This window comes from Brevibacillus sp. NRRL NRS-603, from assembly GCF_003013445.1.
GTDB classification, from domain to species: Bacteria; Bacillota; Bacilli; order Brevibacillales; family Brevibacillaceae; genus Brevibacillus; species Brevibacillus formosus.
On sequence record NZ_PXZN01000014.1, the window covers coordinates 42318 to 62758 of the forward strand.

At 48.0% G+C, this 20441-nt stretch carries 21 protein-coding genes and 1 pseudogene; 15 read left to right on the forward strand and 7 right to left on the reverse strand.

All coding sequences use genetic code 11. From position 1 onward, the window contains the following. Positions 1–91 precede the first annotated feature (91 nt). Positions 92–1051: a tetratricopeptide repeat protein gene (locus tag C7R94_RS14480; RefSeq protein ID WP_047068762.1), complete on the reverse strand. Its 960-nt coding sequence runs from the start codon at positions 1049–1051 to the stop codon at positions 92–94. A gap of 54 nt (positions 1052–1105) precedes the next feature. Further along, entirely contained in the window at positions 1106–1480 is a 375-nt protein-coding gene (locus C7R94_RS14485) for a hypothetical protein (protein WP_012685928.1), read from the reverse strand. 168 nt (positions 1481–1648) lie between these two features. Between C7R94_RS14485 and C7R94_RS14490 the strand changes: the two genes are divergently transcribed. Together C7R94_RS14490 and C7R94_RS14495 are read left to right on the forward strand one after the other, a co-directional pair. Next, positions 1649–2092, forward strand: a complete 444-nt coding sequence (locus C7R94_RS14490; RefSeq protein WP_012685927.1) for a DUF2621 domain-containing protein — start codon at positions 1649–1651, stop codon at positions 2090–2092. 64 nt (positions 2093–2156) lie between these two features. Continuing rightward, on the forward strand, positions 2157–2399 hold the full coding sequence (locus C7R94_RS14495; protein WP_106782187.1) for a hypothetical protein: 243 nt from the start codon (positions 2157–2159) through the stop codon (positions 2397–2399). A gap of 139 nt (positions 2400–2538) precedes the next feature. Here C7R94_RS14495 and C7R94_RS14500 read toward each other — a convergent pair whose 3' ends face one another. Beyond that, positions 2539–3138, reverse strand: a complete 600-nt coding sequence (locus C7R94_RS14500) for a DUF502 domain-containing protein (RefSeq protein ID WP_106782190.1) — start codon at positions 3136–3138, stop codon at positions 2539–2541. Positions 3139–3237: 99 nt separating this feature from the next. On the opposite strand from C7R94_RS14500, the gene C7R94_RS14505 reads away from it, so the two are divergent. From C7R94_RS14505 to C7R94_RS14525, 5 genes are all read left to right on the forward strand, one after another. Beyond that, a complete protein-coding gene (locus tag C7R94_RS14505; RefSeq protein WP_106782192.1) occupies positions 3238–4065 on the forward strand; it encodes a sulfurtransferase in 828 nt (275 codons plus the stop codon). A 151-nt stretch (positions 4066–4216) separates the two neighbouring features. Beyond that, complete coding sequence (locus tag C7R94_RS14510; protein WP_106782195.1) at positions 4217–5407, forward strand: helix-turn-helix domain-containing protein; 1191 nt, start codon at positions 4217–4219, stop codon at positions 5405–5407. Positions 5408–5453: 46 nt separating this feature from the next. After that, complete coding sequence (locus C7R94_RS14515; RefSeq protein WP_106782197.1) at positions 5454–6455, forward strand: ABC transporter substrate-binding protein; 1002 nt, start codon at positions 5454–5456, stop codon at positions 6453–6455. Beyond that, positions 6452–7255, forward strand: a complete 804-nt coding sequence (locus C7R94_RS14520) for an alpha/beta hydrolase (RefSeq protein ID WP_106782199.1) — start codon at positions 6452–6454, stop codon at positions 7253–7255. Before C7R94_RS14515 ends, C7R94_RS14520 begins: the two co-directional genes overlap by 4 nt. A gap of 38 nt (positions 7256–7293) precedes the next feature. Further along, positions 7294–8088: a DUF817 domain-containing protein gene (locus C7R94_RS14525; RefSeq protein WP_106782201.1), complete on the forward strand. Its 795-nt coding sequence runs from the start codon at positions 7294–7296 to the stop codon at positions 8086–8088. A 55-nt stretch (positions 8089–8143) separates the two neighbouring features. On the opposite strand, the gene C7R94_RS14530 is transcribed toward C7R94_RS14525, so the two are convergent. Both C7R94_RS14530 and C7R94_RS14535 read right to left on the reverse strand, forming a co-directional pair. Next, a complete protein-coding gene (locus C7R94_RS14530) occupies positions 8144–9130 on the reverse strand; it encodes an ABC transporter substrate-binding protein (protein WP_233220564.1) in 987 nt (328 codons plus the stop codon). 185 nt (positions 9131–9315) lie between these two features. Continuing rightward, positions 9316–10464: an MFS transporter gene (locus C7R94_RS14535; RefSeq protein WP_106782204.1), complete on the reverse strand. Its 1149-nt coding sequence runs from the start codon at positions 10462–10464 to the stop codon at positions 9316–9318. 171 nt (positions 10465–10635) lie between these two features. Between C7R94_RS14535 and C7R94_RS14540 the strand changes: the two genes are divergently transcribed. The 3 genes and pseudogenes from C7R94_RS14540 to C7R94_RS14550 all read left to right on the forward strand — a co-directional run bounded on the left by C7R94_RS14540 (position 10636) and on the right by C7R94_RS14550 (position 12097). Beyond that, entirely contained in the window at positions 10636–11187 is a 552-nt protein-coding gene (locus C7R94_RS14540; protein WP_106782206.1) for a helix-turn-helix domain-containing protein, read from the forward strand. Positions 11188–11207: 20 nt separating this feature from the next. Next, positions 11208–11557: pseudogene (locus tag C7R94_RS14545) on the forward strand (M24 family metallopeptidase); the annotation flags it as partial. A gap of 30 nt (positions 11558–11587) precedes the next feature. Then, positions 11588–12097: a GNAT family N-acetyltransferase gene (locus C7R94_RS14550; protein WP_106782209.1), complete on the forward strand. Its 510-nt coding sequence runs from the start codon at positions 11588–11590 to the stop codon at positions 12095–12097. Between the two features lie 87 nt (positions 12098–12184). On the opposite strand, the gene C7R94_RS14555 is transcribed toward C7R94_RS14550, so the two are convergent. Continuing rightward, positions 12185–13783: a peptide chain release factor 3 gene (locus tag C7R94_RS14555; RefSeq protein ID WP_047068750.1), complete on the reverse strand. Its 1599-nt coding sequence runs from the start codon at positions 13781–13783 to the stop codon at positions 12185–12187. A 186-nt stretch (positions 13784–13969) separates the two neighbouring features. Here C7R94_RS14555 and C7R94_RS14560 point away from each other — a divergent pair, with 186 nt between their 5' ends. The 5 genes from C7R94_RS14560 (at position 13970) to C7R94_RS14575 (ending at position 18497) form a co-directional block, all read left to right on the forward strand. Next, positions 13970–15490, forward strand: a complete 1521-nt coding sequence (locus C7R94_RS14560; protein WP_106782211.1) for a carboxypeptidase M32 — start codon at positions 13970–13972, stop codon at positions 15488–15490. A 176-nt stretch (positions 15491–15666) separates the two neighbouring features. Continuing rightward, positions 15667–16386, forward strand: a complete 720-nt coding sequence (locus tag C7R94_RS14565) for a 3-ketoacyl-ACP reductase (protein WP_106782213.1) — start codon at positions 15667–15669, stop codon at positions 16384–16386. A gap of 206 nt (positions 16387–16592) precedes the next feature. Beyond that, a complete protein-coding gene (locus tag C7R94_RS30300; protein WP_162837744.1) occupies positions 16593–16742 on the forward strand; it encodes a hypothetical protein in 150 nt (49 codons plus the stop codon). 114 nt (positions 16743–16856) lie between these two features. Continuing rightward, positions 16857–17435, forward strand: a complete 579-nt coding sequence (locus tag C7R94_RS14570) for a mismatch-specific DNA-glycosylase (protein ID WP_047068747.1) — start codon at positions 16857–16859, stop codon at positions 17433–17435. A gap of 72 nt (positions 17436–17507) precedes the next feature. Next, complete coding sequence (locus C7R94_RS14575) at positions 17508–18497, forward strand: phosphotransferase (RefSeq protein WP_106782215.1); 990 nt, start codon at positions 17508–17510, stop codon at positions 18495–18497. Positions 18498–18556: 59 nt separating this feature from the next. Here the strand turns inward: C7R94_RS14575 and C7R94_RS14580 are convergent, their stop codons facing one another. Further along, entirely contained in the window at positions 18557–20422 is a 1866-nt protein-coding gene (locus tag C7R94_RS14580) for a bifunctional homocysteine S-methyltransferase/methylenetetrahydrofolate reductase (protein WP_106782218.1), read from the reverse strand. Positions 20423–20441 lie beyond the last annotated feature (19 nt).

Genomic DNA, 20441 nt, shown 5'->3' on the forward strand with positions numbered 1-20441 from the left:
ACCCATATGTTTATGACAGGGTTAGGGGCACATTCCCCCTTCTTACAGAAAAACGCCCGACAACGAATTGCCGGGCGCTCTAGCTATCGATTTACTTCCAAAACTTCCACTTGCTTTTTTTCGTCGTCGGATCGTCCATTTGGCTCTCGACGGCTTTCTGTTGGGCGGCTGCTTCCACTTCGAGCGCTCCAGGTACTCGATTCAGGAAATGATCGACCATTGGCTTGTAGTTATCTGGCAAATGCTCTTGCATGTTTCGCAGGATGACGATTGCCTTTTCCATTTGATCGGTCGCCAACAGAGCATTGGCATAGTTGAAGCCCGCATACGGATACGGGAAATGTGGCGTCCAGAACTTTTCACAAATCTGAATCAACTGATAGACATAACCCGCTTGTCCCAATTCACCAGTCACAGTCATGACGACCTCAAAGCGGTCCTTCGCTCCTTCAATCGCTACCGTGTACCATTTCATCGCATTCAGGAGGTCCTCCTCCGTCAAAGCAAGACGAGCCAGTTGAAGCTGTGGTCTCCAAGCTCCTTCTTTACTTGCCAGCGCCTCCAGCTGCCCTTTCAGCTCATCCTTTTTCCCTCTTTGCAAGAAGCTCTCGACAAACATGTTCAAGCCATTTTCTTGATTCGGGTCTTTGTGCAAACCTGTATGTAGGGTCTCGAACGCTTTTGGCTCATCTCCTTCAAACGCGAAGATTTTTGCCAAATTGGTGCAAGCCGTACCCGAGGACGGGAATCGTTCCAGACAATCTGTCAGGATTTTTTTAGCGCTTTCAAACTCTCTCGCCTGCATATGAACGACTGCACGGAAAATGAGAGCAGACTCAATTGGCCCGTATAATTCGAGAAGCCTGTCGGCAGCGACAGCGGCTTGCTCATGAAATTGACCCTTCACCAACTCCATCGCAAAATCGCGAAGCTTATCTTTTTCATCCCAGTACTTATCCAGATTTTGCGGAATTATTTTTTTCTGGTAATCCTCTCGGGACATATCGATGGTTTGACCAAACTCATTGGTAAACGTCACAAATTCAGACATGAAACAGCCTCGCTTTCATTTCCTCACAAAAGTTTCAAATGCTTGTATCGCCAATTAGATCCATGCTTTGATATTTACTTTACGGATAAATTCCTCCATTGATTCCTTCGCGGGTTCGTCATTTGCCTCTTCTGCATCTTCCATGCCCATCAGTTGTCGAAACAGTGCTTCGTTCCTTGTCGCCAATGCAAAATCAAGTAAAGCCTCATGCGAGATGCGATTTGCTTCTTCCTCCAGCAATTGCTCCTCCAAGGCGATGTCCTCTTCTACAACGGCGATATGCTTATCAATTTTCGGAATGCGTAAAACCCAAGAAAATGCGCTGTCCGGATTGCGGTCACGAGCAATCAGGTAACCGTATTCACCCAAAGGCAAACCTTGCTCGAAGGAGTCGGCAACAATGACGACGCGTTGTCCAAGCTTGAACATGAGCGTCAACTCCCAATAAAGATTAATTCTAATCATACTAAATTGTATGTGTTCTTGGGAAGAGCAAACCCCTAAGGTTAGGAAAACGCATAAAAAGTTTGTTGCCCGAACCAAAATAAGGTACAATTTTTACTAGTGAATGGAAATTGGTAATGAGGTGTACAAGGTATGGGTGAAATGTCTACAGGGTTTTCCCTGTTTATCGTTGGCTGGACCATTGTTCTCGTAAGTCTGATGGCGATTGGCGGGTATTTCATGTTCCGCAAATTTCTCAAGTCTATGCCCAAGCAAGACGGAAAATCTGACTTGGATTGGCAAGATCATTACATTGATCAGACACGTGCGCTCTGGACAGATGAGGGTCTGACCTTGCTCAATGAATTGGTTGATCCTGTGCCACAGTTGTTTCGTGATGTTGCGAGACGTTCTATCGCAGCGAAAATCGGCCAGATCGCGTTGGAAGAGAAAGCAACCACCATTACAACCGATTTGATTGTAAAGGGGTACATCGTAGCAACCCCCAAGCGTGACCACAAATGGCTCATTGCCCACCTGAAATCAAAAGAAATCGACTACACGCCCTATGAGAAATATTTGAATGCCGAGGGATAATTGAAACTTCCTGTAGTGTCATCCGTAAAAAAGGTAAGACCTTTTTGGCAAGGAGACGATGTGGATGTCAGTCCTACTCACGATTTTGGGGATCGGTTTTGTTATTTTGATCGTTGCGATTGTCATTGTGGCGGTCCTCTTTAAGAAAGGCGCCCGGTTCTTATGGAAAATGACCGGACGTGGCTATCACAAGTACAGCAGCAGTGATTACCGATATCGATCCTCATGGAAGATGGGGCATCGAACATACGGTCATCGTCACTATCGTCGCAAATATTCCAGCCATAGTGGATTTTTTAGCAGCTGACGTTATGAAAATGTGAAGGCACTCAAATTCGTTTGGGTGTCTTTTTTATATGGAAAATTAAAAACGAAGAAAGTTCCCCTAAAAACAAGCAACAAACCTCCAAAACCACAAGACTCGTGGCTCTGGAGGTTTGTATGATTTAAGCATCGCTGCTTTTTTTGTTTACGTTTTGCGGCCCTCCAGATACTCCACCCGATACCAGGAATGCCATGACTTCTGAGCTTTCCGTATCAAGCAGCTGTACCTGATCGCTCGGGAACAACAGGAGATTTCCTGCAAAATTGTACGACTGTGGCAGATAGACCGCTACATGGTCTGTGAGACCGAAAGAATCGAGGCTTTCTTTTGTAATAAACCCAATGGCCTTCGCATTTCCATCCTTGGATAGCGTCACCAGCACTGGCTTGTCGAAGCTCTTCTTCTCCCCTACAAACGCCCCGATCAAATCCTTGATGGACGTATAAATCAGTTTGATAAATGGCACTTTCTCGAAGACGGTGGACACAAGCGAAAGAACTCCGCGTGTCAGTACATTGGATGCAAGGAAGCCTACAATCGTAATGCCGAGTATGGTCAAGAGGACACCAAGTCCTGGAATTTGGAGATTAAACCAGTTGTGAACCAGCAGATAGAACCAGTTATCCACGGTCGTGAAAATCCAATACAAAATATAAATCGTCACTGCCAAAGGAATGACAAACAATAGCCCCTCAAAAAAATAGCGAATGAAACGCTTCATCTCACTTCTCCTCTCTCCTAACCACAATCCCTTAATTATTGTACCTGATTGGATTGCCATCTGCTATGATGAAGAAAAAAAGAGAAAGTAGGGAGATTCATGCAAGCACTTGTCACACCTCAATGGCTCAAGGATCATCTGAACGATGAAAATTTGGTGATCGTCGATTGTCGTTTTGCTTTAAGTGCTTCTGAAGCAGGTGCAGAGGAATACACGAAGGATCATATCCCGGGAGCCCTCTACTTTCATCTGAACCGTGACCTTTCCGGCTCCAAAAGCGAGCATGGTGGACGTCATCCTCTCCCAGATACGGAGCTGCTGGCTGCCCATTTTTCAAATGCGGGAATCGATGCCAACACGACTGTCATCGCCTACGATGATCAGGAAATGGCAATGGCAGGACGTCTATGGTGGCTGCTGCGATACCTTGGTCACGATCGGGTAGCTGTACTCGATGGCGGATACGCTGCTTGGAAAAAGGCTGGCTATGAGGTAACAGCTGAAGTACCTACTGTACAAGCTCGTCAGTTCGTCCCACATGTCCGCCACGACATGTTAGTTGACATGGAAGGTGTTAAAAAACGCAGCGAGCACACCGTATTGCTCGATTCGCGTGCGCCAGAACGCTACCGCGGCGAGAACGAACCGATCGACGCAAAAGCAGGACACATACCTGGGGCGCACAATTTCTTTTATAAGGACAACCTCGCTGCTGATCAGACGATGCTTCCGGCAGACGAGCTGCAAAAACGTCTCGCTCCTTACGCTGATAAAGAATTGATCGTCTATTGCGGCTCAGGCGTGACGGCTTGCTCTAATTTGCTCGCTTTCCATGCTGCTGGTCGAACCGATGTGAAATTGTATTTGGGCAGTTGGAGTGATTGGAGCTCTTATCCAGATAATCCGGTAGCTACCGGCGAAGAGTAATTCCATCATTGGACTTTCGGCGATCGCTTCCCTACGACATTGGGGAGCGGTCGTCTTATTTTTTCTTCCTCTATCATTTTCGCCATCATTCATAGATAATAATTATCATTATCACAAACCTGTGCACGTGCCTGAAAAGGTGGATGGAATCATGAAGCATAACAAAGAATGCGAGCCTAGTCGCCAAATGTCACTCCACGAAGTTCGCGCCTATATGATCTGTAACTTCGATCGTCCGTTAAACGTAACTACGTTGGCAGCAATGGCGAACTTAAGTCCGAGCTATTTTGGCGATTCGTTCAAGAAGGCTTACGGACAAAGTGTCATGGATTATGTAACAAGCCTGCGTATCAATCACGCCAAGCGATTGTTACGCGAGACGGATATGAAGCTGCGGGATATTGCGAAAACAATCGGTTACAGCGATGAGTTTTACTTTAGCCGGAAGTTTAAGAAGGAAGTGGGTGTATCCCCCTCCGCGTATGAAAGAGCTTCCGAGCGCAAAGTTGCCGTCTACTCCCCTTCCCTGCTGGGGCATCTAGTAGTACTGGGGATTATACCAGTCGCTGCTCCTTTGGATGCGAAGTGGACCCCCTATTACTATCAGCAGTATCAGCAACACATCGCGGTTCATTTAAAAGCAGTCGAAACACCGTGGAATGATGACAATCAGGAAATCATGCTTCTGGCTGCCAAGCCGGATGTTGTCATTAGCCACGTAGAGCTTCCCGAGACTACCAAGCAACGCTTGTCTGCACATGGCATAGACGTCTTGACCCTCCAATCTTCTGGCTGGAGAGAGCAATTACGTGAAGTTGCCAGCTACACGGGCAAAGAAGCAGCTTGTGACTCCTGGATCGCTTTTTATGAAGCGAAGGCTGCTGCCGTTCGCACAGACCTGCAATCTGTGCTCCAGCAAGATAAATTTGCGATCATTCGCCTTTATCGGGATGGCATCCATCTCTACAACAATAAGGGAATAAAGGAGCTTCTGTGCGATGATTTGCAGCTTTCTCTTCTTGAAGAGGAAACGGAACCTTGCAATCGGCCTCTCACGCTCGAGCAGCTTGCGAGCTTTGACCCGGAACGAATCCTGTTGTTCGTTTGTCTTGACGAGTCGACTCGCCTCAGCTGGCTAACGCTACAGCATCATTCGCTTTGGAGAGGACTTCGCGCTGTTCAAAATGGGTACCTCTATCCCTTGCCTTCTAATCCGTGGTACGAGTACTCACCAGTAGCCATGAACCGGATGCTGGATGAAATCCTGCTAATGATAACAGGGAAAAGTCCAAATACGTTTCAAGGTGTTGTCCATGGAGCCCCTTTCTTGGGTGAATTATAATGTTTTCCAGTGAGAAACATTATCAACGAAAGGGGATTCCACTAGTATGACAAAGAAAACAAGTCTTGCGCTGATGCTGACCACGACGATGCTCGTTGCTGGACTGGCAGCAGGCTGCGGGAACAACGAAAGCAGAGAGACAGTGACGCAGAAGCTCGAATCATCCACAACTAAGAGTGCCGAAGGATCGGCAAAGAGCTCTTCTGACAAGCCTACCTACCCGCGTGTACTGAAAGATGAAATGGGTAACGAGGTGACATTACCTGCCGAACCTGCCAAAATATTCGCTCCCAATCTGGAAGATACATTGGTCGCACTGGGCGTTGCTCCGGTCGTACAGTGGTCTTCGGGCTCAAGACCAAAAATGTATTTGCAAGCTCAGCTAAAAGATGTGCCGTCCATTGCCTTCACAGGTGGATTGCCTCCAGAGCCGGAAGGGGTTATGGCCCACGAGCCAGACCTCATCCTTTTACACAATGCCAACCATATCGAGAGCGGCGTGTACGATAAATATAAGATGATTGCGCCCACGTATGTGTTCAAGCAAGCAAATGCTGATCTTGAATCTTCCGTACGCATAGTTGGCGATCTGTTGGGCAAGTCGGCGGAAGCTGAAAAAGCTTTGCAGAAATATAAGGAGCATGTCGAGGCGGCCAAAAAGGAGCTGGCCCCTCATATTCAAGGCAAAAAAGCAGCGATTATTCGCTTTAATGGCAGAGGGATGTTCTTCATCAAGTATGATTTCTTCAGTGGATACGTACTTACCAATGAGCTAGGCTTTTTGCCGAGCCAGGTTGTATCCGGCGGTGACATTCATGTATCACTAGAGAGCTTACCCAATTTGGATGCGGACTATATTTTCCTCATCAATGACGCTGGTACGGGGGATGCATTCGAGAAAGATTTGACAGAGAGTCCTGTTTGGAAAAGCATGGAGGCTGTGAAGGATGGTCGTACGTTTAAAGTAGAGGGAGATCACTGGTTAAGCGGCGGCCTGATCGCACATATGAAAGTCATTGACGATGTGAAAGGATTGATTGCAAAATGAAAATGATAGAGAAAAACGGCTACTCCCCTCGTAATTGTGTAGAGTGGACACTGCAATCAAGCCAAGGTCATGACTATCGGATTATGATTGCGATTCCGGAAGCTGAAGCTCCTCCCGAAGGATATGCGGTTATTTATGCCGTGGATGGCGATGCGATGTTCGGAACGATTGCGGAGACGGTGAAGTTGCAAACACGCAAGCCCAAGGGCTTCAACCCAGCCATTGTTGTAGGAATCGGTTATCCATCACGTCTGCCATTTGACATGGACCGCCGTTGTTACGATTTGACCATGCCTGTGGATTCGGCTTCACTTCCTGACCGACCGAATGGGGAGCCTTGGCCAGAGCATGGTGGGGTTGATTTGTTCCTGGATTTCCTTGAACAGCAGCTGATGCCAGCTATTTCTTCCGAATGGCAGGTAAATCCGAACAAACAGGCGATTTTCGGCCATTCCTTAGGTGGTCATTTCACACTGTATACGCTGTTCTCGCGTCCGAAGCTTTTCTCACACGTCGTATCAGGGAGCCCTTCCGTCTGGTGGGGCAACGACGAGGTATTGAGAGAGCAAGAGCGCTTTATCACCCAATGGAAAGGCGATCATGAACTAAAACTGCTCGTCATTGTTGGCGGCGATGAGCTCTCCTTCATGGTCGAGGGTGCACAACGCGTTGTAGAGCGCATGGAACCACTCACTACCAAAGGTGTTCAAGTGAGCTTCATCAAATTCGAAGATGAGGGGCACGTAAGCGTGCTGCCTTCGGCTATCAATAGACTTGTGCGGTTTGTGCTTACGGATTAGCCCTCTGAAACTACTTCGTAAACGTAAAGGACAGACAAATGATACGATATATGCGTCTATTGCTTCATTTTGGCTATCAAGAAGCCATGTCTTGCTTGTTTCCGGTCTTTATTTTTGCTTCGCTCGCCTTATCCAAATTCGTCACCATTCCTGGTTTGCCGAGGTATGACCTCCTGCTGTTGCTCTGCCTGCTCTTCCAGATTTTCATGGTGAAAAGCGGTTTGGAGTCTCGGGACGAATTGAAGGTCATCACGGTCTTTCACGTGATCGGGCTGTGCTTGGAAATATTCAAGGTGCATATGGGTTCTTGGAGCTATCCGGAGGATGCGTACAGCAAGGTATTTGGCGTTCCTTTGTACAGTGGGTTCATGTACGCCAGTGTCGCGAGCTACTTATGTCAAGCGTGGCGTCGACTAGAGGTTTCTCTCTCTGGCTGGCCCAATCAAATTATCGCCACCATTTTGGGCGCAATGATCTATCTGAACTTTTTCACCCACCATTATATTTGGGATTTGCGTTGGGTGCTGATGGCAGCTATTTTCATTGTCTTCTGGAAAACACGTGTTTATTTTAGCGTCGCGAACGAGCGGTTTTTCATGCCCATCCCTCTTGGTTACTTTTTGATCGGTTTTTTCATTTGGATTGCGGAAAATATAGCGACGTTTCTCGGCGCTTGGAATTATCCGAATCAGAGAGCAGGCTGGGAGCTCGTGCATCTCAGTAAAATCAGCTCGTGGTTTTTACTTGTCATCGTGAGCTTTATTATCGTGGCGGAATTAAAGCATGTAAAATCGAGAAGATCCCAATCCCATAATAGCAAGAAACACATGTAAAAAGCCTATCCACCCTTCGTACAAAACGTCAAAGGGTGGATAGGCTTTTCTCTTCTTATTTACTAACGTTGCTGAGTACATCCTCAATCATTTGGCGGTTGGCAATGACGCCTGTGTACAGCCAGCTGGAATCTTTCGCAAACGTAAACGCATTTCCATTCTTCACAGCAGGGATATTCGCCCATACTGGATCCTTTTGTAGTTGTTCTACAGCAGTCGGATTACTGTTTACGATAAACAAGTACTCGGCATCAAGTTCAGCCAATTTCTCCATGGAAATCGCGTTCCAGTTTGCTTCTCCTGACTTGGAGATTTCCTGAACGATAGCAGGAACCTTAAACCCGAGATCCTTGTAGAGCACATCCCCGCTAGACAAGTCCTGGCGTGCTACGTACACATTTTTCCCCGTCGTCCACAGTGCTGCCGCTGATTTTTCCCCAATCGCCTGTTGCAGCTTTTGTTTGGACTCGGCTGCAAACGTCTCATAATCTGCCAGCACTTTCTTCGCTTCTTCCCCCTTGTTGAGCACTTCTCCTACTGTCAGGAGCTCTTTACGCCAATCGCTGTTCTTTTCTTTTCCAATGGTGTAAGTAGGAGCGATTTTCGAGTACTGGCTATACTTGTCCCCTTGGATCACGGATGCGCTATCCACAATAATCAGGTCAGGGCTGTGGCTCATCACGACCTCTGGCGGCAGATCATAAGGAATCGCTGGAATACCCGCCAGCTCTTTTTGCAGGTAGCCTTGTACTTGGCTGTTCCCTACTGACCATTGAGCAACTGGCTTCACTCCCAACGCTACTAAATGATCCTCTAAATAAGAAGCGATCACGCGCTGAGGTTGAGCTGGGACGGTTACTTCATTTCCCATCGCATCCTTCAGTACCCGTGGAGCTTCAGCCGCTGGTGCAGCGGTTGGGCTGTTCCCCGTCTGTGTCTCTGGATTCGCGGCGTTCGGCTGGCCAGAGCAAGCGCTCACGATTGTAACGAGACTTGCCAATACGACACTGGCTATCGAAAGTTTGGCTGTTTTCTTCATCATTGGTGTGTTCCTCCATCTGCGTCATGCCATCAAGCAGCGACAACCGCCTACTCGATCGCATTACCATTGAGAATAATTATCATAATCACAATGGGTATTATAGCGGATTATGGCAAGATGCTCAACTTTTTGTTTTGGAAACGAAAAAAGACCCCCTGCTTACTAAGCAGAAAGTCCTTATCCTCCTAGCGTGGAACCCCGCTTAACAAGAATCGATGCAGTCCCCCGATCAGACATACGCCAGCTGTTACAAAAAACGCAATGAAGTAGGAATGGTGCCAATTCCCCAGCAAACCAGCCAATACTGGGCTCAATACCGCACCGATCGACAGTACCGCTGAGTAAATGCTAAACACACTCCCGTATAGCTCTCGTGGTGAATGTACCGTCAAGACGGTCGCAAAAGCTGGGAACAGCATCCCAAAGCACGCGCCGAAGAAAAACATCATGACATGAATCGGAATCGCCAGCCCGATTGCCAGGGCGTAAAGAAGAAGGCTGAGCACTCCCAATCCGGCAAAAGTCCTCGTCTCAACGGGGACGCGATACAGCCAAAACTGGCACAAAATCGCAAGTGCCCCCAACCCTTTCAAGCTGAACAATATGCCGGTAACAGCCGGGGACATCCCTTGTCTTTGAATGAGCAAAGGCACTTCATAGATGATCGTTCCTTGAGCATAAATGATTGCGAATCCCCCAAGAAACGCAGGATACAGCATTCGATTTTCCAAGATGGCGGTTAGATTCTGCTTGCCCCCACCTTTGATTCGTGGCGTAGACGACGTACTTCCCTCTACTCTTTCAGGCAACATCATCCAAGCGAAAACGCCAGCAATGATCATCATGTAGCCCAGAATCACGAATGATTGGCCATAGCCGAATTGCACCGCCAAAAAGCTGCCGACTGCCGGGGATACGATGCCCGCTGAGGTAAGGACCAATCCCTTTTTACCCATAATTTCGCCCTGCTCAAGTGCCGTCTTCCCTGTTTCTCCGAGCAAGGCAGAACAAGCAGGAGATACAAACGCCATCAAAAACCCGAGCATCAGCCGAAAAGTAAAGAAACCCGCGGTGTTTTGCACGATGCCTTGACCAATCAGCATCACGCCAGCCAAAATCAATCCACCTGCGATAAACCATTTTTTCGGATAGCGATCAAGAAAAGGGCCAGCGAGCAGGTTGCCTGTCAAATTGCTGATCGCATAACCGCCGAGCACGAAGCCGATCATCGCAGCGGATACACCCAATACGTTTAAATACGGCGCAAGAAGAGGCGTCTGCGCGTGCATGTCAAAGGAAACCAGAAACAAAACCACTAACAGGAGAGCTCTCAAAGCAATTCCCTTCCTCTCTAACGGCCTGTCTTTATGCCAGTATATGAAGGCAATGGTACAAGTAGGATACGAAAAGAAGAGGGAAGATTCAGAATAAATGTAGCAATTATTTTTGTATTACCGTAATATTTACTGTAATACCGTAATTGTTTTTGGTCAGGAGGTGACTTTTTGGAGCACGTTTACAAAAAAATACGAGCGCTTCGTATCCAGCAGGAGCTTACTTTAAAGGACTTGAGTGAGAAATCAGGATTCTCTGTCAGTTTTTTATCACAAGTAGAGCGTGGTAACAGTTCGCTCGCGATTACATCTCTGCAAAAAATTGCGGAATGCCTCGGTGTCCCCATTACGTACTTCTTTGAAGTAGAAAAAGTTGTCACGTACCACACGCCCATTGCAAAGCGTCAAACGTTACAGATTGAAGGGTCACCTGTGAAGTACGTTCGAATCGGCGGGAATTTCCCCGACAGGGCGCTTGAACCCCTCCTCAACGTGTTGCCACCCAGACAGACGAAGCATGTCGCGTTTCAGCATCCCGGTGAAGAGTTTTACTACGTCGTTAAAGGATGTGTCACCATCATCGTCGACGAAACAGAATATTGTCTCGAACAAGGAGACACGATCCACTTCCCTTCCTCTCTCCTTCATACGTGGTACAATCCTTCCACTGTAGAAGAAGCCGAGATCCTGTCCGTTTTAACGCCTGTCATTTTTAGAACCTAATGCAACGTGTCCTTTCGGGGGACATGTACGATACGGTCGTGCAAGCGAATCTGAAGGGATACAAGCCGTTCGACCAGGGGCTCTGATCGCAGATGTTGACCTAGCTGCACGAGCTGTCATTTCGGACCGGGGCTATGGAGAATTTTTCATCAATCGTGTTGGGCACGGGATCGGACTGGAGCTTCATGAAGCTCCGTACGTTCACAGTCAGGCAGCAGGAAAACTCATCCCAGGCATGGTTTTCACGATTGAACCGGGCATTTATAACACGAAGATCGGTGGCATCCGCATTGAAGACAATGTGCTCGTCACGAAGGATGGCGTAGAAGTATTGACTTCTTTTCCCAAAGAGCTGCAAATCATCGGATAAACGATAAAAGAAAAGGCTGGTGTCGTTCCTATGAAAGTGCTGGAAACAGATCGTCTCATCCTCCGCTGGCAAACTCCCGAAGACGCTGATTTTGTCTTGAAACTGATGAATGAGCCTTCTTGGATTCGATTTATTGGCGATCGTGGCCTTCGTACGACGGAAGACGCCCGCCACTATATTTTGAATGGGGCTGTCGCGATGTACGAGAGTCTTGGCTTTGGTCTGTATTTGGCAGAGCTGAAGGAAGAAAATGTTCCGATCGGTTTATGTGGACTGATTAAGAGAGATTCCTTGGAAGATGTCGATATCGGCTTTGCCTTTCTGCCCGCATACTGGGGTAAAGGCTACGCGTATGAGGCAGCCTCTGCTGTTCTTGCCCACGGAAAAGAAGTTGTCGGCTTAAAGCGCATCGTAGCAATCACCAACCCCGATAATGCGTCTTCTGCCAATCTTCTAAAGAAAATCGGCCTGCAAGAAAAAGGGATGATTACCCTTTCAAAGGATACGGAGGAGGTCAAGTTTTTTGCCATCGAATTCTAGTTCATGCTGTCCAAATGAGTGGTGGAATTGGTGAAATGGATAAAGAGGGCCTCACCGTGATCGGGAGGCCCTGCATTTCTTTTTCAATTAAGAATGAACGGTTTTCAAGCCAAGAGAACTCTCGTGGAACTTGATATTCGAGTACTTATCCATCGCGACACGCAGCTGGTACTCGCTCTCAAACAGCATAACCGGACGGCCATAACGGTCGGAAACGGTTCGGTTCTTCACAGCATCTAGGTCTGCTTTCTCCCCTTCGAGCCAGCGAGCGATTTGATACGGCATACGCGTCAGCATGATGTCTACCCCGTACTCGGCTTTTAAACGGTATTCCAGTACTTCGAACTGCAGCACACCTACCACACCAAGAATCAGCTCTTCCATCGGATGGGTACGGAATAACTGTACCGTTCCTTCCTCGGTCAACTGCATGATCCCTTTTTGGAATTGCTTGTGCTTCATCGCGTCCTTCACCATCACCTTGGAGAAAAACTCTGGCGAGAAGTGCGGCATTTCTTCGTACTCAAAAGATTTTCCGACACAGAGGGTATCGCCGATCTGAAAAATGCCTGGGTCAAAAAGACCGATGACATCTCCTGCGAACGATTCTTCGACTATTTCGCGATCCTGTGCCATAAACTGTACCGGCTGCGCCAATTTGATGTCTTTGCCAAGACGAACATGCTTAACTGACATCCCCCGCTCAAACTTGCCGGAGCAAATACGCAAGAAAGCGATGCGATCGCGGTGAGCTGGATTCATATTGGCTTGGATTTTAAAGATGAAGCCGGAGAACGCGTTCGTATACGGATCGATCAAGCCTTCTGTACTCTTCTTCGCGGAAGGCGCTGGCGCCATTTGCAGGAAGTTGTCCAGGAATGTTTGTACCCCGAAGTTATTGATGGCACTACCAAAGAACACAGGCGTCAGTTGCCCTTTATTGATCAGTTCCGGATCGTATTCATCTCCCGCAACATCCAACAGGGAGATTTCGTCCTGCAGTTGCTGCCACAGTTCTTGACCAACACGATCACCGATCAATGGATCTTCTGCACCCTCTACAGGGAAAAAGGAAATCTCTTCGTGCTGTGTATTGCTTTGATACAGCTCGACACGAGACTTCATACGGTCAAATACGCCGCTGAAATAGCTGCCCATCCCAATCGGCCAGTTCATCGGATAAGAACGAATACCCAATACGCGCTCAATTTCCTCCAAGAGCTCGAATGGATCTTTTCCGTGACGATCCAGCTTGTTCACGAACGTAAAGATCGGAATACCCCGCATCCGACAGACCTTGAACAGCTTGATAGTCTGTGCCTCTACCCCTTTTGCTACGTCGATAATCATCACAGCAGCGTCGGCAGCCGTCAGCGTACGGTACGTATCTTCACTGAAGTCCTGGTGACCAGGTGTATCCAAAATGTTGATGTGGTGTCCGTTGTATTCAAAATCCATCGCACTGGACGTAACGGAGATTCCACGCTTTTTCTCGATCTCCATCCAGTCGGAGGTGGCATGCTTGGAATTTTTGCGTCCTTTGACCATCCCTGCTTCACGGATGGCTCCGCCGTAGTAGAGCAGCTTTTCCGTCATTGTCGTTTTACCCGCATCCGGGTGGGAGATGATGGCGAAGGTACGGCGTTTTGCTATCTCATTTTCCCATTGGGGATTGGATTGACTCATCTTCATTCTCCTGTCATCGCAAATAAGTAACACATTCGTTTCCTCTACGATTATACCGACAAATGCGTGCCGCATCCACCTAGTAATTTTTTGCTAAACCGATATAATATTCAGTAGTAAAATTTTTTTGACTGCATGACTTACATATGAATATCCAAAATACCACAATTTTACAGGAGGAACCCTATGTCAACGACTGTGGAAACACGTGCGGCCGAATTCCGTGACTATGTGAAGAAAATAACCAGCTACACGCAAGCACTGAACGTTCTTTATTGGGACAAGGCCACACAAGCGCCTCGCAATGGAATGGATGCCCGTTCCGAAATCATCGGGACACTGGCTGGCGAGCAATTTAAGCTGGCGACGTCTAAAGAAATGGAAGCGCTTTTGACAGAGCTGAGTGAGCCATCTGTCCTCGAAACATTGGATGAAATTACCCGTCACAGTGTGCTGGAATGCAAAAAGGAATTTGACCGCAACAAGAAAATCCCTGCTGACAGGCATCAGGAGTACGTTGTACTGACTGCCAAGGCAGAAACGGTGTGGGAAGAAGCTCGTGCCAACAACGACTTTTCCATGTTCCAGCCATACCTCGAGAAAATCGTGAACTTCCAGCTCGAGTTCATCGAATATTGGGGTCATGACGGCAAAAACAAGTACAACACCCTCTTGGACATGTATGAGCCTGGCATGACTGTCGATCAGCTCGATCCGATCTTTGCCACCTTGCGTGAGAAAACCGTCAAGCTGGTAAAAGCGATCGCCGACTCTCCGAACAAGCCAGACACCTCCTTTTTGACGAAAAACTTCCCAGTGGCAGACCAGGAAGCATTCAGCCGTTATATCCTCGAGAAAATCGGATACGACTTCAAGTCTGGCCGCATGGATCGCAGTGCGCACCCGTTCTGCACCACCTTCAACCCTGGAGATGTCCGCATTACGACGCGCTACGCTGAAAATGATTTCAATTCTGCACTCTTCAGTTGCATTCATGAGGCTGGCCACGCGATGTACGAGCAGAACATCAATCCAGAACTGCTTTTCACACCACTGTGCGATGGTACCTCCATGGGGATTCACGAGTCTCAATCCCGCTACTGGGAAAACATGGTCGGACGCAGCCTGCCATTCTGGAATCACTTTTTCGCGGACCTGCAAAAAGCGTTTCCTACCCAGTTCGAGGGCGTGTCTGTAGAAGATCTGCATCGTGCGGTTAACGCTGTTACTCCTTCCTTTATCCGAACAGAAGCAGATGAGTTGACGTACAACCTGCATGTCATGATCCGCTACGAAATCGAGAAAGGCTTGATCAATCAAACGATTCAAGTGGCTGATCTGCCAAAAATCTGGAACGAAAAAATGAAAGAATACCTTGGTGTCGAGCCACCGACAGATACATTGGGCGTGCTTCAGGATGTACACTGGGCAGGCGGAATGATCGGTTACTTCCCGACTTACTCGCTGGGTAATGTGTATGCGGCACAATTCGTCCACGTTATGGAGAATGAGATCACCGGTTACGAAGAGCTTATCGCAAACGGAGATTTCGCGCCGATCCGTGAGTGGCTCAAGGAAAAAATCCATCAGTACGGTAAAATGAAGAGCCCTCGTGAACTCGTTCAAGCGATTACAGGCGAAGGTACAAATGCGACCTACTTAATGAATTACCTTGAGAAAAAATACACAGACGTATACAAGCTGTAAGCAGTTCTACTCTTGCTGTCCAATGTTCTCCCTGCTCTGGGAGGACATTTTGTTTTACACAGTTACCTTTCGTAACCTACGTACATAAAAGTGCATCCTTCCCCCCGGGGATAAATGCTAGTACACTGCACAATATACATGAGATTCCTATTGTCTTGAAAAAGGAGTGTTTTCGTTTGGCTATCGAACTAAAAGGAAAAACCGCATTCATTACGGGTGCAGGTAAAGGTATTGGCCGCGCAATTGCAATCGCCCTGGCAAAGGAAGGCGTGCATCTCGGCCTGTTGGCTCGCTCTGAGGAAAATCTGAAGCAAGTCGCCAAGGAAGTAGAAGCATTTGGCGTCAAGGTAGCGATTGCGACCGCAGACGTATCCAATTACGAGGCTGTCACAACAGCTGTTGCTTCTATCAAAAATGAACTGGGTCAGATTGATATCCTGATCAATAATGCGGGCGTTGCCAAATTCGGCAAGTTCATGGAGCTGGAAACAAGCGAATGGGAGCAAATCATCCAAGTTAACCTGATGGGTGTCTATTACGTGACTCGCGCGGTGCTCCCAGGCATGATCGAGCAAAACGCCGGTGACATTATCAACATTTCTTCCACCGCAGGACAGAAAGGTGCTCCTCTTACCAGTGCGTACAGCGCATCCAAGTTCGGTGTTCTTGGCCTGACGGAGTCTTTGGCTCTTGAAGTGCGCAAACACAACATCCGCGTCACCGCGCTGACGCCGAGTACGGTAGCTACCGATTTGGCTTTGGACTTGGGTCTGACAGACGGAAATCCTGAGAAGACGATGCAGCCTGAGGATATTGCTGAGTTCGTGGTCAGCCAGCTGAAGCTGAACAAACGCATTTTCGTGAAATCCGCTGGACTGTGGTCAACCAATCCATAGAAATGACATGACAAAAGCGAAAAGAGTCCGTCGTACAGGCGGATTTCTTTTCGCTTTTTATTCGACGTCCTGTGAAATCGCTTCAATTTTGTTCACTTTCTATCCACGATTTCTTCACGCCTTATTCACACCTGCCCAACCAAAAATGCCCTCAACTGGAGTATGATGAACATGTAAAACATTTCCACAAAGTGGAGGGTATCCTTATGATACAAATGCTGTCGAATTGGTTGTGGGGTAATGAAGAACAAGAAGTCGTTCCATTCGAGACGAAAAGATACGTCCGGAATGAAATGGAGCAATTCACGTTCAACGAGCCACAGCAAGTGCTGCCGTATCCGCATCCCCAGCTCTAAGATCCGTTACTTGATCCAATATAACCTGAAGCTGCCAAGTCTGGCAGCTTTTTTTGCTCCTCTCTGAAAGCGCTCACTGATGTGCTACAATGTGCTAAACAGGAGGGGTTCACTTTGGTCGAGTTCACAGAAAAATGGTTGCCCACATATATTCGCCGCGATTTAGCGGTCTTATTTTGCGGTATCAATCCTGGGCGTATATCGGCTACAACGGGTTTCCACTACGCCAATCCAGCCAACCTGTTTTGGCGCGGCTTGTATGAGGGTGGGCTGACACCTCACAAGCTCTTGCCCGAGGAAACCGCTACCCTCTTAGACTACAATTATGGTATTACCGATCTAGTCTCACGCCCCACCCGTTCCGCAACAGACCTGCGTAACGAGGATTATGCCAAGGGTGCAGAACTGTTCGTCCAAATGATCCAGACTTACCGGCCTCGTGTCATCTGTTTTAACGGAATTACTGCTTTTCGTCACGCAACCGGACAAAAGAAAGAAGCCATTTCACTGGGGCTTCAGCCAATCAAGTACTTTGGGACAAAAGATTGGTCGGGCAGCTATGTGTTTGTCGTCCCGTCTACCAGTGGGGCTAACGCATCTTTTACACGTGAGGAACGAATCGCCAAGTTTACTGAGCTGAGTCATTTTTTACGCGAGATGAATTGGCACCCTCTCCCCTTGCCCACTAAGTAGATCTTTAGTGTCAGCCACTCCTCTTCTTCCGTACAATACTTGTAGCTCTTTACGCAAGGAGGGGCATCAGCAGTGGACGACCTCATCAAAAAAATCCAGAACAAATACGACATGACGGTTTTGCATCACAGAACCATTCGGGATACCCCCAAATCACTCGTCATTTACTTGGAAACGACCAATGGCAAATTCATCGGAAAAGCTTTCCCTCTGGAAAAGGAACGTTTACATTTCATTCTGAATGCAGAAGCGCATTTGCGCAAAAACGGCGTACTCATTCCCAACATTCAACGAACCAAAAATAATAAGCGTTACATATCTCATAGAGAAAATCTTTTCGTTCTCCATCAAAAGCTATCCTGGCCAAATATTGCGTATAACTCCCCTATTCGAATGGAACGGATCGGAATGGTATTGGGCAAATTTCATGCGAGGTCGCTCGGTTTTTCTTCCAAGCATGGCAACCTTTACAATGGCGCAGAAAAATGGTCCGTGGAGTACAAGGCAGATTTAGCTTCCCTTGAGAAGTGGGAGCTTCGACACGGCGGGAAAAATGATCAAAAATACGCTACGATTGCGGAATACCTTCCTTTTTTTAAACAAGCAGGGCTCACAGCCAAGGAACATTTGAAATCCTCTCTATACTTCTCGAAATGGAAAAAGGAACCGCTTACCAATCACTTTCTCTGTCATGGAGATTTTAACAATGGGAATTTGCTCGTCAGTAATCAAAGAATAGCGATCATTGACTGGGATGACGTTCGTTACGATTTTCCGTCCAAAGACATTGCCCGTGTTCTATCCCTTGCTATGCGAAGAAATGAGCAGTGGAATGAGGAATTGTTTGCTCATATATTGCGTGGCTATCTCCAAGAAAACCCTCTGTCGATTGAGCAACTGCATTTGCTCTTTGTCGATCTTGCTTTCCCACATATCATTGAACGTTTTTTACGCAAGAAGCTGTATGCCCAGATGAACCTTTCTGAGATACAACAGTTTTGCAATCGGGAAGCTCTCAAAACCGCCTTTATGCTAGACGAAATGAAGGCCCATGTGCATTAGACGCAAGGCTATAGCCTGTCTATACACATAGGCCTTCCCTATTTAACTGGCGCAAACCGTTACGTCTGAGCAATCCTCACCAAAGAGCTTTGCTGGCGCGTATACTGAATGAGCTCTGCTGCCATCTCGTAATAATTGAACGGGGTAATCAGATAGATGCCATTGAAGTAACGAACGGCCGTATCGACCAATTCCTTCGCGATTGCGATTCCTTCCTTTCTGGCGGCTTCTCCCTGTACCTTTTTCATCCGTTCCAGAGCTTCTGTCGACAGCTTGATTCCCGGCACTTCATTATGCAAAAACTCCGCATTGCGCGAGCTGGTCAGCGGCATGATCCCGATAAAGACAGGAATGCCAATATGCTTTGTCGCCTCGTACACATTCCGAATGGACTCTGCATCATACACAGGTTGTGTCATAATGTAGTCCGCGCCTGCCTCGACCTTCTTTTCCAAGCGGGCAACGGCAGCATCCATATTTCGGACATTCGGATTAAAGGCTGCACCCACGATAAACTGGGCTTTTTGCTTTAATGGACGTCCTGAAAACGAAACTCCTTCGTTCAACTGCTTTACCATGCGAATCAGATCAAATGAGGTAACATCAAATACCGAGCTGGCACCTGGCAAGTCGCCAAAGCGCGATGGATCCCCAGTAATCACCAATATTTGGTCAATCCCCAAAGCGTGCAGCCCCATTAAGTGCGATTGCTGCCCAATGAGATTGCGGTCCCGACAAGCAAGGTGCAAAAGCGGATCGATTCCATGTCTGCTCTTCATGAGCGCCCCAAGAGCCATGTTGCTCATGCGCACTGTCGCCAACGAGTTATCCGCTAACGTAATGGCGTCCGCTCCTGCTTTGTGCAGCTCGCAGCATCCATGAAGAAATTGGTCTGCATCCAGATCACGCGGCGGGTCAAACTCCACAATGATCGTCGTTGCTGTTTTTACGCGCTCGACAATGCTTGGTTTCTCCCTCTCCCTCGTGCTCTGCACAGAAATCGAAGGACGATCACCAGCTACGATGGTTGGGTTCACACGCGCTTGCGGCTCAAGTGACTCAAGTGCATCCGCAATCGCCTTCACATGTGCAGGTGTGGTTCCGCAGCATCCGCCAATCAACCGTACCCCCTGCTCACGCAAGCGAAGCGCACTCTGTCCAAAATATTCAGGTGATGATTTAAAGGCGTATTCTCCGTCAGTCATTCCCAGACGCCCTGCATTCGGGAATACGGATAAGAGTGAATCTTCTGGAATCACTGTATTTTCAAACGAGCGTAGCAGTTCAGCGGGACCAAGGCGACAGTTTAGTCCGATCACGTCAGCGCCTGCGGCTTTCAGCTCGGAAAAAGCGTCTGTCAAGGCGTAGCCATCACGTGTGCGCCCTACTTCCAATGTGGCTAACTGCGCGATTACAGGTACATCTGTGAGTGGACGGATTACCTCGATCGCCAGAAGCAGCTCCTCCAAGTCCAGGAACGTCTCCAGAATCAGTCCGTCTACCCCCGCATGTAACAGTGCAATTGCCTGTTCCTCATACTGGTCACGGTATTCATCCAAAACCTTTTTCTTCACCCGTCCAGCCAAAATCGACCCGATGCTACCAGCTACATAAGCATCATCCTGTGCGGCTTCCCTTGCAATGGCGACTGCAAGCCGGTTAATCCGCGCTACCTTATGCTCCAGACCGTAACGGCTCAATGCATCTCGGTTGGCAGAATACGTATTTGTCTCCAGAAAACGTGCACCGGCCTGGTAGTAAGACGTATGAACATCATGCACCAAACGAGGGTTGGACAGACACAGCTCCTCAAAGCTGACGCCAACCGGGACGCCCAGCCCGTGCAGCTGGGTCGCCATTGCACCATCTCCTACTAGGAGGTGGTCTTTTAAGTAGGCTCGTAAATCTTTCTTTCTCGTCGTCAACTCAATCCCTTCTCTCCCA

Coding starts and splice junctions, on each gene's coding strand:
- C7R94_RS14530 (WP_233220564.1), bottom strand. CDS start 9,130: ATGATGAAGAAAACAGCCAAACTTTCGATAGCCAGTGTCGTATTGGCA.
- C7R94_RS14505 (WP_106782192.1), top strand. CDS start 3,238: ATGCAAGCACTTGTCACACCTCAATGGCTCAAGGATCATCTGAACGAT.
- C7R94_RS14510 (WP_106782195.1), top strand. CDS start 4,217: ATGAAGCATAACAAAGAATGCGAGCCTAGTCGCCAAATGTCACTCCAC.
- C7R94_RS14555 (WP_047068750.1), bottom strand. CDS start 13,783: ATGAGTCAATCCAATCCCCAATGGGAAAATGAGATAGCAAAACGCCGT.
- C7R94_RS14515 (WP_106782197.1), top strand. CDS start 5,454: ATGACAAAGAAAACAAGTCTTGCGCTGATGCTGACCACGACGATGCTC.
- C7R94_RS14480 (WP_047068762.1), bottom strand. CDS start 1,051: ATGTCTGAATTTGTGACGTTTACCAATGAGTTTGGTCAAACCATCGAT.
- C7R94_RS30300 (WP_162837744.1), top strand. CDS start 16,593: ATGATACAAATGCTGTCGAATTGGTTGTGGGGTAATGAAGAACAAGAA.
- C7R94_RS14495 (WP_106782187.1), top strand. CDS start 2,157: ATGTCAGTCCTACTCACGATTTTGGGGATCGGTTTTGTTATTTTGATC.
- C7R94_RS14500 (WP_106782190.1), bottom strand. CDS start 3,138: ATGAAGCGTTTCATTCGCTATTTTTTTGAGGGGCTATTGTTTGTCATT.
- C7R94_RS14550 (WP_106782209.1), top strand. CDS start 11,588: ATGAAAGTGCTGGAAACAGATCGTCTCATCCTCCGCTGGCAAACTCCC.
- C7R94_RS14485 (WP_012685928.1), bottom strand. CDS start 1,480: ATGTTCAAGCTTGGACAACGCGTCGTCATTGTTGCCGACTCCTTCGAG.
- C7R94_RS14525 (WP_106782201.1), top strand. CDS start 7,294: ATGATACGATATATGCGTCTATTGCTTCATTTTGGCTATCAAGAAGCC.
- C7R94_RS14490 (WP_012685927.1), top strand. CDS start 1,649: ATGGGTGAAATGTCTACAGGGTTTTCCCTGTTTATCGTTGGCTGGACC.
- C7R94_RS14520 (WP_106782199.1), top strand. CDS start 6,452: ATGAAAATGATAGAGAAAAACGGCTACTCCCCTCGTAATTGTGTAGAG.
- C7R94_RS14560 (WP_106782211.1), top strand. CDS start 13,970: ATGTCAACGACTGTGGAAACACGTGCGGCCGAATTCCGTGACTATGTG.